At 70.0% G+C, this 9,389-nt stretch carries 3 protein-coding genes, 1 tRNA gene and 1 rRNA gene; 2 read left to right on the forward strand and 3 right to left on the reverse strand.

Annotated features, from left to right (window positions below):
* Positions 1–214: 214 nt before the first annotated feature.
* Positions 215–5,770: a HAMP domain-containing protein gene (locus AB0M99_RS13740; RefSeq protein WP_365919799.1), complete on the reverse strand. Its 5,556-nt coding sequence runs from the start codon at positions 5,768–5,770 to the stop codon at positions 215–217.
* Positions 5,771–5,894: 124 nt separating this feature from the next.
* Between AB0M99_RS13740 and AB0M99_RS13745 the strand changes: the two genes are divergently transcribed.
* On the forward strand, positions 5,895–8,477 hold the full coding sequence (locus AB0M99_RS13745) for a SpoIIE family protein phosphatase (protein WP_365919801.1): 2,583 nt from the start codon (positions 5,895–5,897) through the stop codon (positions 8,475–8,477).
* 56 nt (positions 8,478–8,533) lie between these two features.
* Positions 8,534–9,004: a hypothetical protein gene (locus tag AB0M99_RS13750; RefSeq protein ID WP_365919803.1), complete on the forward strand. Its 471-nt coding sequence runs from the start codon at positions 8,534–8,536 to the stop codon at positions 9,002–9,004.
* Positions 9,005–9,056: 52 nt separating this feature from the next.
* Here the strand turns inward: AB0M99_RS13750 and AB0M99_RS13755 are convergent.
* Together AB0M99_RS13755 and rrf are read right to left on the reverse strand one after the other, a co-directional pair.
* A tRNA-Thr gene (locus AB0M99_RS13755) sits at positions 9,057–9,129 on the reverse strand.
* 5 nt (positions 9,130–9,134) lie between these two features.
* A 5S ribosomal RNA gene (gene rrf, locus AB0M99_RS13760) occupies positions 9,135–9,252 on the reverse strand.
* Positions 9,253–9,389: the final 137 nt, after the last annotated feature.

The following is a 9,389-nucleotide window of genomic DNA, read 5'->3' on the forward strand; positions in this document are numbered from 1 at the left end:
CCCGGCTCCTGGCACCGGCGTGTACGCCGGGCCCCGCCCCAGAGGACGGCATCCTTGCGCCGTCCGCCCTTGTGCCGGTCATCGTAGCCCCAGTCCCGAGATCGCCACACCCTGTCACCAAGATGTCACTGTGCACGAAGCAGAAACGTGGTGGGAGAGCAGAAGGTTCCCTGTGTGGCCCCTCGACCATCCCCCCGTGCTGCCGGATCCGTGCTCACTTACCCCGCATATGCCCTTCCATGACCGACAGTAGGTAGTCAGGATCGACCGGCTTGGTGACGTAGTCCGAGGCACCGGACTCGATCGCCTTCTCCCGGTCGCCCTTCATCGCCTTCGCCGTCAGCGCGATGATCGGAAGCCCCTCGAACTGCGGCATCCGCCGGATCGCCGAGGTCGTCGCGTACCCGTCCATCTCCGGCATCATGATGTCCATCAGCACGACCGCCACGTCGTCGTGCTGCTCCAGCACCTCGATGCCCTCCCGCCCGTTCTCCGCGTAGAGCACGGCCAGCCCGTGCTGCTCCAGCACGCTGGTGAGAGCGAAGACGTTGCGCACGTCGTCGTCCACGATCAGTACCCGCTCGCCGTGGAAGTCGTACGTCCGCGGTACGACCGGGAGTACGTCCTCCAGCGCCCAGGCCTCCGCCTCCGGCTGCCCCGGCACCTCCGCCCGCGGCACCGGCTCGCTCAGCGCCTTGCGCCGCCGCCGGAACAGCGCCGACGACCCCTGCTCCGCACCCCGCGGCAGCGCCACCGGCTGGGAGTTGGCGACCGGCGCCGCCAGGGCCTGCTCGACCGCGGCCACGGCCGGGGCCGGCGGCAGCACGGGCCGCGCCTCCTCGACGTGCCTGCGGTACGGCTCCCCGCGGCCGCCGCCCGGCGTGGGCGGCGCGTACCCCTGCGGGGGCAGCTCGCTCGGGTGCAGCGGCAGGTACAGCGTGAAGGTCGACCCGCGGCCCGGCTCGCTCGCCGCGTGGATCTCCCCGCCCAGCAGCCGGGCGATCTCCCGGCTGATCGACAGCCCGAGGCCCGTGCCGCCGTACTTGCGGCTCGTGGTGCCGTCGGCCTGCTTGAACGCCTCGAAGATCACCAGCATCTTGCTCGCCGCGATCCCGATGCCGGTGTCCGTCACCGAGAAGGCGATCAGGTCCGCGTCCGCCTCGCGCAGCGAACCGGCCTCCAGCAGCTGTTCGCGGATCGCCTGCGGCACATCGGCCCCGGCGGGCCGGATCACCAGCTCCACCGCCCCGCCGTCGGTGAACTTCACCGCGTTCGACAGCAGGTTGCGCAGCACCTGCAACAGCCGCTGCTCGTCCGTGTGCAGGGTCGCGGGCAGCTCCGGGGAGACCCGTACCGAGAAGTCCAGGCCCTTCTCCGCCGTCAGCGGCCGGAAGGTGGCCTCCACGTAGTCGACGAGCTGCACCAGCGCGATCCGGGTCGGCGAGACGTCCATCTTCCCGGCCTCGACCTTCGACAGGTCGAGGATGTCGTTGATCAGCTGGAGCAGGTCGGAACCCGCGCCGTGGATGGTCTCGGCGAACTCCACCTGCTTCGGCGAGAGGTTGCCGTCCGCGTTGTCCGCGAGCAGCTTGGCCAGGATCAGCAGCGAGTTGAGCGGCGTACGCAGCTCGTGCGACATGTTCGCCAGGAACTCGCTCTTGTAGCGCATCGAGACCGCGAGCTGCTCGGCACGCTCCTCCAGGACCTGCCGGGCCTCCTCGATCTCGGTGTTCTTCACCTCGATGTCCCGGTTCTGCTGGGCCAGCAGCTCGGCCTTCTCCTCCAGCTCCGCGTTGGCGGCCTGGAGCGCCTTCTGCCGGTTCTCCAGCTCGTCGGAGCGCTCGCGCAACTCCTCGGTCATCTCCTGCGACTGCTTGAGCAGCATCTCCGTCTTGGAGTTGACGGAGATGGTGTTGACGCTCGTACCGATCATCTCGGCGATCTGGCTGAGGAAGTCCTTCTGGATCTGCGTGAAGGGCTGGAAGGAGGCCAGCTCGATGACGCCGAGCACCTTCCCCTCGAACAGCACCGGCAGCACGATCACATGCGCCGGCGGCGCCTCCCCGAGCCCCGAGGAGATCCTCAGGTAACCGGGCGGGGTGTTCTCGACGAGGATCGTCCGCTTCTCCTCGGCGACCGTCCCGATCAGCCCCTCCCCCGGCCGGAAGGAGGTGGGCATCTGGCCCCCGGCGTACGCGTAGCTCCCGCGCATCCGCAGCTCGTACGCGCCGTCCGCGCCCCCCTCCGTCCCGATCTCGGTGGTCCCGCCGGCCGGCAGCGCCAGGAAGAACGCGCCGTGCTGCGCGGAGACCACCGGGGTGAGCTCGCTCATGATCAGCGAGGCCACGTCGTCGAGCTCGCGGCGGCCCTGCATCAGGGCGGAGATGCGGGCGAGGTTGCCCTTGAGCCAGTCCTGCTCCTTGTTGGCCAGGGTCGTGTCGCGCAGGTTGGCGATCATCGTGTTGAGGTTGTCCTGGAGGACCTGGATCTCGCCCGCGGCGTCCACGTCGATCTTGAGGTTCAGATCGCCGCGGGTCACGGCCGTGGCGACGGCCGCGATGGCACGCACCTGCCGGGTGAGGTTCCCGGCCATCTCGTTCACGGACTCCGTCAGGTCCCGCCAGGTGCCGTCGACGTCACGCACCCGGGCCTGGCCGCCCAGGATGCCCTCCGTACCCACCTCGCGGGCCACGCGGGTCACCTGGTCGGCGAAGGAGGACAGCTGGTCGACCATCGTGTTGATGGTCGTCTTGAGCTCCAGGATCTCGCCGCGCGCATCGATGTCGATCTTCTTGGTCATGTCGCCCTTGGCGATGGCGGTCGTGACCATGGCGATCTGCCGCACCTGGCCGGTGAGGTTGGAGGCCATGAAGTTCACCGAGTCGGTGAGGTCCTTCCACGTCCCGGAAACCCCCGGCACGTGCGCCTGGCCGCCCAGACGGCCCTCCGTACCCACCTCACGGGCCACGCGCGTGACCTCGTCGGCGAAGGACGACAGCGTCTTCACCATCGTGTTGACGGTGTCCGCGAGCTGCGCGACCTCGCCGCGCGCCTCGACCGTGACCTTCTTCGTCAGGTCGCCGTTGGCGACGGCCGCCGAGACCTGGGAGATGTTGCGCACCTGGGAGGTCAGGTTGTTGGCCATCAGATTGACGTTGTCCGTCAGGTCCTTCCAGATGCCCGTGACCCCGCGCACCCGGGCCTGACCGCCCAGGATGCCCTCGGAGCCCACCTCGCGGGCCACCCGCGTCACCTGCTCCGCGAAGGAGGACAGCTGGTCCACCATCGTGTTGACCGTGGTGACCAGTTCGAGGATCTCGCCCTTGGCGTCGACCGTGATCTTCTTGGAGAGGTCGCCCATCGCGACCGCCGTCGTCACCTCGGCGATGTTGCGCACCTGCGAAGTCAGGTTGTTCGCCATGAAGTTGACGGACTGGGTGAGGTCCTTCCAGGTGCCCGAGACACCCTTCACCTCGGCCTGGCCGCCCAGGATGCCCTCGGTACCCACCTCGCGCGCCACCCGGGTGACCTGCTCCGCGAAGTTCGACAGCTGGTCGACCATGGTGTTGAGGGTGTTCTTCAGCTCCAGGATCTCGCCCCGGGCGTCCACGTCGATCTTCTGCGACAGGTCACCGCGCGCCACCGCCGTCGCGACCTGCGCGATGTTGCGCACCTGCGAGGTCAGGTTCCCGGCCATGCCGTTCACCGAGTCCGTCAGGTCGCGCCACACCCCGGCCACCCCGGGCACCTGCGCCTGGCCGCCGAGGCGGCCCTCCGTACCCACGTCCCGGGCCACCCGGGTCACCTGCTCCGCGAAGGCGGAGAGCTGGTCCACCATCGTGTTGATGGTGTTCTTCAGCTCCAGGATCTCGCCGCGGGCGTCCACGTCGATCTTCTGCGACAGGTCACCGCGCGCGACCGCCGTGGTCACCTGGGCGATCTGCCGTACCTGCGAGGTCAGGTTGCCGGCCATGAAGTTGACGGAGTCGGTGAGCTCCTTCCAGGTGCCCGAGACCCCCTCCACCCGGGCCTGACCGCCGAGCCGGCCCTCCGTACCCACGTCCCGGGCCATCCGCGTGACCTGGTCGGCGAAGGACGACAGCTGGTCCACCATCGTGTTCACGGTGTTCTTCAGCTGGAGCATCTCGCCCGAGACGTCCACGGTGACCTTCTGCGACAGATCGCCGTTGGCCACCGCCGTCGTCACCTGCGCGATGTTGCGCACCTGCCCGGTGAGGTTGCGGAAGGCGGTGTTCACCGAGTCGGTGAGGTCCTTCCACGTCCCGGCGGCCCCCGGCACCTGCGCCTGGCCGCCCAGTTCACCCTCGACGCCGACCTCACGGGCCACCCGCGTCACTTCCGCACCGAAGGACTGGAGCTGGTCCACCATCGTGTTGACGGTGTTCTTCAGCTCCAGCATCTCGCCGGCCACATTGACGGTGACCTTCTGCGAGAGATCGCCGTTGGCCACCGCGGTCGTCACCGTCGCGATGTCACGCACCTGCGTGGTCAGGTTGCGGAAGACCGTGTTCACCGAATCGGTGAGGTCCTTCCACGTACCGGCCGCCCCCGGCACCTGCGCCTGGCCGCCGAGCGTTCCCTTGGCCCCGACCTCGCTCGCCACGCGCGTGACCTCGTCCGCGAAGGTCCGCAGCGTCTCCGTCATCTGGTTGATCGTTTCGGCCAGCTGTGCGACCTCGCCGCGCGCGCTCACCCTGACCTTCTGCGACAGGTCACCGTTCGCAACGGCCGTAGTGACCTGCGCGATCCCGCGCACCTGCGCCGTCAGGTTGCCCGCCATCGTGTTGACGGAGTCCGTGAGGTCCTTCCACACGCCCGCGACCCCGGGCACCTTCGCCTGGCCGCCCAGCTCGCCCTCCGTACCCACCTCGCGGGCGACCCGGGTCACCTCGGAGGAGAACGAGGACAGCTGGTCCACCATCGTGTTGACGGTGTTCTTCAGCTGGAGCATCTCGCCGGCCACGTGCACCGTGACCTTGCGCGACAGATCGCCCTTCGCCACCGCCGTCGTGACGAGAGCGATGTCACGCACCTGAGCGGTGAGCCGGTACGCCATCGTGTTGACGGAGTCGGTCAGATCCTTCCAGGAACCCGACATCCCGCGCACCTGCGCCTGGCCGCCGAGCTTGCCCTCGGTACCCACCTCCAGCGCCACGCGCGTCACCTCGTCGGTGAACGCCGACAGCTGGTCGACCAGGTTATTGACCGTCCGCCCGACCTTCAGGAACTCCCCGCGCAGCGGATGCCCGGCCCCGTCCGCCGTCTGGGTCCGCAGGTCCATCCGCTGGTCCAGGTCACCCTCGGCCACCGCCGACAGCACCCGGCCCACCTCGGACACCGGCCGGGCCAGATCGTCCACCAGCTGGTTCGAGGCATCGATCGCGGCCGCCCAGGAGCCCTCACAGGCACCCGTTTCCAGCCGTTCGCTCAGCTTGCCCTCGCGCCCCACCATCCGCCGGACCCGGGACAGCTCCCCGGTCAGGTGGAGATTGCGGTCGGCGACCTCGTTGTAGACGGCGGCGATCTCCGCCATCACGCCCTCGCCGGACACCGTCAGCCGCTTGCGGAAGTTCCCGTCCCGCATCGACACCAGCGCCGTGAGCAGCCGGTTCAGAGCGGCCGCGTCGACTTCCGTCGTGCCGCTCCGCCGGGACCGGCCGCCCTTCGGGCGCGTTCCCGTTCGCCGCACCGCTGCGCCAGACTCCACCGTGTCCCTCCCGAAAGGGTCGACCGCTGTTCCACCGGACATCGAGTGTTCCTGCCCGGCTCTTCAAGCCTGCCCAGTGTTTCACCCTGGCCGAACCCGGCCATAACACTTCGGCACCATCGCACACCGGCCGCACCCTGCGGGTGGAATCCCCGACGACGGCACCATGCCGACCGCGAAGGTAAGTAACCTGGCACCCGATGTCCAACCGCGTCGAAGGAGACTCGTGATCACGGCACGGGCGGCTGCCAGTTTCGATCCCCTAGGGCGCTCCGTCGCCGCCGCCCGCGCGTTCGTCCGCGACACGCTCCAGGGCTGGGGCTTCGCGGACATCGTCGACGACGCCGTGGTCCTCACCAGCGAGCTGGTCACCAACGCCGTGGTCCACGCCGGCACCCGCGCCGAGGTCCTGTGCCTGCGCTCCGGCGACGGGGTCCGCGTCGAGGTCGCCGACCGCTACCCCGAGCGCGAGCTCCCCCTCCAGCACCCCGGCGAGCGCCCGTACGCCGATCCCGACCGCGAGAACGGCCGCGGGCTGATGCTCTGCGCGGCCCTCGCCACCCGCTGGGGCGTCGAGTACACCGCCACCCACAAACACGTGTGGTTCCGGCTCGACCTCCCGGACCGTCCGGTCGGTACCCGCTCCGCCGGCCCCGTCGTCCCCGACCAGCTGCTGCCGCTCGCCGACAGCCGGGTGCGCGTCGCCGTCCTGCAGATCGACGCCACCGACAGCGTCAGCGCCTGGAACGAGGACGCCGAGATCATCTTCGGCCACCCCGCCGCCAAGGCCGTGGGCCGCCCCCTCGCCGAACTCGCCGCCTGGCCGCAGACGCCCGGCACCGGCACCGGCGTCGCCGAGGCCCTGCGCCTGTCCCGCTGGGAGGGCAGCTACGGCATCCGCGGCGCCGACGGCCGGGTCATCCCCGTTTACGCGTCCCACCTCCGGGTACGCGATGCCCACGGGGAGCCCTCCACCGTCTGCCTCCTCGTCCATGACGACGAGCGCGCCCTGCTCCAGACCCCCGTACGAGTGCCGGCCACCGACGGCCAGCACACCGAACCGCGTACCGCCGACCCCTTCGAGATCTTCATCGGCTCCCCCGCCCCCGACGACCTCGACGGCCTCCTCCAGCGCACCGTCGAACGCGCCCGGGACCTCCTCGACGCCGACGCCGCCTTCCTGCTGCTCGCCACCGACGACGAGACCGAGCTGGAGGTCCGCGCCACCACCGGCCTGCCCTCCACCCGCCAGCGCTTCGCCCGCGTCCCCGTCGAGGCCGGCACCAACCGCTACGGCTCCGCCCGCATGCCCGCCGTCCACGACGACCTCTCCGCCGTCCCCGGAGCCGTCCCGCTCCTGGAAGCCACCGGCATGCGCTCCGTGGTCACCGTCCCCCTCAAGGTCGAAGGCCGCCTGACCGGATCCCTCGGCGTCGCCGCCGAAGTCCCCGGCCGCTACTCCAACGACGAGGCCCTGCGCCTCCAGTTCGCCGCCGACCGCATCGCCCTCGCCGTCGAGTCCGCCCGCCTCGGCGAGCTGGAACGACTGCGCCGCGGCTCCCTCTCCTTCCTCGTCGAGGCCTCCGACCTGCTCGCGGGCACCCTCGACCGGGACCAGACCCTGGCCCTCATGGCCCAGATGACCGTCCCGACCCTGGCCACCTGGTGCGCCGTCTACACGATCGCCGACCAGTCCTCCGACCCGTACCTCTCCTACGTCCTGCACGAGGACGAGGAACGCATCGACGGCCTCAAGGCCCTGCTCTCCCGGGTCAGCCCGCCCGAACCGGTCCGCGAGGCCGGCGCCCGCCCCTGGCCGGAGACTGCCCTCGCGGTCGGCGGCGAGACGGTGGTCCTCCCCCTCCTCGCCCGCAACCGCGTGATCGGCATGCTCACCCTCGGCAAGCCCAGCGAGGAGCACTTCCGCCAGGAGATCCTCGAACTGGCCGAGGACCTCTCCCGCCGGGCGGCCCTCGCCCTGGACAACGCCCGCCTCTACTCCGAGCGCACCGCCATCAGCCGCTCGCTCCAGCGCAGCCTGCTGCCGCCCGGCTCCCCCGCCATCCCCGGCATGGAGGTCGAGGTCATCTACCGCGCCGCCGGCGAGGGCAACGAGGTGGGCGGCGACTTCTACGACGTCTTCCCGATCCGCGACGGCGCGTACGGCTTCGCCATCGGGGACGTCTGCGGTACGGGCCCCGAGGCGGCCGCCGTCACGGGCCTCGCCCGGCACGCCCTGCGTCTCCTGGCCCGCGAGGGCCTGGGCGGCCCGGCGGTGCTGGAGCGGCTCAACGCCGCGATCCTCGACGAGGGCGCCCGCAGCCGCTTCCTCACCCTCCTGTACGGCGAGCTCCACCCCCAGCCCGACGGCGGCGCCCTGATGAAGGTCGTCTGCGCCGGCCACCCGCTCCCGCTGCGCCTGCGCCCGAACGGCGAGGTCACCGCGGCGGCGGACCCGCAGCCCCTGCTCGGCGTACTCGACGACCTGGAGCTTTACGAGCAGACCCTCACCCTCGACCCGGGCGACGTCCTGCTGTGCGTCACGGACGGCGTCACCGAACGCCGCGAGGGCACCCGCATGCTCGGCGACGACGGCCTCGCCGAGGTCCTCACCACCTGTACGGGCCTCACCGCGGGCGCCGTGGCCTCCCGCGTCCTGCGGGCGGTGGAGCGCTTCGCCGCCGAACCGGCCTCGGACGACATGGCGATCCTCGCCTTCCGCGTCCCGGAGCAGCGCACGGGCGACTAGGCGGTGTCTGGCGGGGCCGTGGCCAACCTGTGTCCGCCCGTGGTCGACTCGCAGCCGTGGACACAGTCTTCGCCAGCTTGGTGGCCGTCGCCGGCACCTTGATCGGCTCCTTGAGCACTTACGTCTTCCAGCGCCGCACCGCCGAACGCGCCGAGGTCCTTGCCCGGGCGGAGCGCGTCCGCCAGGAACTACTGGCCGCGTACGGCGGCTACGCGGCGGCCGTCACCGACCTCAAACGCACGAAAATCACCATGTGGTTCCGCGGCCGCCACCACGCCCGCGACGAGGAGCCCCTGCGGGAGGCCTTCTTGGAGAGCGACCGGCTGGGGGCCGCCGCCGAAACGGCGGCGTTCCGCCTCCAACTGGTCGCCTCCGACGCGGCTCTGTACCCCCTGATGGACGCGATATCCGGCAAGCTCGACGAGATCTCCCACGCGAGCGACCGGCAGGCGCTGATCGCCATCGAGACCGAGTTCGAAGCCGCGGTCCGTGCCTTCGTCGAGACCGCGGCCGACCGACTCCACTGAGGCCGTGAAAACAAAAAAGGCCCCCGCCAAGAGGCGGGGGCCTTTCTGTCGGAGCCCTTTAACGGAATCGAACCGTTGACCTTCTCCTTACCATGGAGACGCTCTACCGACTGAGCTAAAAGGGCGGGTTGTTCGGCGGCGTCCTACTCTCCCACAGGGTCCCCCCTGCAGTACCATCGGCGCTGAAAGGCTTAGCTTCCGGGTTCGGAATGTAAACCGGGCGTTTCCCTAACGCTATGACCACCGAAACACTATGAAGTTGACCAACCGGACGATGACACGGTTCGTTACTTCAGAACTAACACAGTGGACGCGAGCAACTGAGGACAAGCCCTCGGCCTATTAGTACCAGTCAGCTCCACCCGTTACCGGGCTTCCACATCTG

The organism is Streptomyces sp. NPDC051183 (assembly GCF_040682455.1).
GTDB lineage: Bacteria > Actinomycetota > Actinomycetes > Streptomycetales > Streptomycetaceae > Streptomyces.